At 43.7% G+C, this 1,194-nt stretch carries 1 protein-coding gene; it reads right to left on the reverse strand.

The window, feature by feature from the left end:
* The coding region (locus tag H6A20_RS13045) for an IS256 family transposase (protein WP_204907528.1) at window positions 1-1,125 on the reverse strand (1,125 nt) is incomplete at its 3' end.
* Window positions 1,126-1,194 lie beyond the last annotated feature (69 nt).

The raw sequence follows: 1,194 nt of genomic DNA on the forward strand, positions 1-1,194 counted from the left end.
AAGACTGTCATCAGAAGGAAATACCGTTTTGGATTTCGTGACTTTTCGGAGCTGACGGTTAAATCCTTCGATGGCATTGGTAGTATAGATCAGACGCCGAACCGCTTCGGGATACTTGAAATACGTTGAAAGATTCGCCCAGTTGTCCTTCCATGATTTTGCGATTTTGGGATATTTCCCACTCCATTTCTCATCAAAGCCATCCAGTTCAGCCAGTGCGATTTCTTCTGTTGGGGCTGCATATACACGTTTCAGATCAGCCATCAGTGGTTTAAGCTCTTTGTAGGAAACAAACTTTGTCGTATTCCGGATCTGATGGATAATGCATTGCTGGATCTCCGTATCCGGAAAAACAGCTTCAATCGCCTGGGGAAAGCCTGTTAGACCGTCTACGCATGCGATCAAGATATCTTCTACGCCACGGTTCTTCAGTCCGTTCAAAATGGAAAGCCAGAACTTTGCACTCTCATTTTGTCCTACATACATGCCGAGCACGTCTTTATGCCCTTCCATGTCGATTCCTATAGCGATATAAACCGCACGTTTTACAATCCTGCCTTCATTGCGCACATGGTAATGAATGGCATCCATGAAAACGACCGCATAGATTTCCTCCAAAGGTCTTTCCTGCCATTCTTTTACGATGGGAAGGATCTTGTCCGTAATCCTGCTGATGGTACTGTCAGAAATCTCGATATCATAGAGTTCCCGCATATGGCTTTCGATATCATTCGTGGTCATTCCTTTGGCATACATGGAGATGATCTTTTCTTCCATGTCTTGAGTGACCGTATTCTGATACTTTTTAACGATCTGTGGTTCAAACTCACCTTTCCTGTCTCTTGGGATATCAATCTCCATATCGCCGTAACTGGTGTGCATGGTCTTCTGGGAATGGCCATTTCTGGAATTATCCGTTTCCTTGTTCCGATAATCATACTTGGAATATCCCAGTTCCTCATCCATTTCCTGATCCAGGGCACCTTCCAGGATGATGGACATCATATCTCGCATGATGGAGTTGACATCCGTTCCATCTTTGACCTTTACATTGTTTTCTTTCAGGTAGTTGCCCATCATTTCCCGAAGGGCTGCTTTTTGTGGGGTATCTTTTTTCCTTGCCATAAAATAAACCTCCAAACTGGTAAGTCTATCTTACATCAGTTTGAAGGTTTACACAAACTTTGGGATACT

This window comes from Mordavella massiliensis (assembly GCF_016901695.1).
Classification (GTDB): Bacteria; Bacillota; Clostridia; order Lachnospirales; family Lachnospiraceae; genus Claveliimonas; species Claveliimonas massiliensis_A.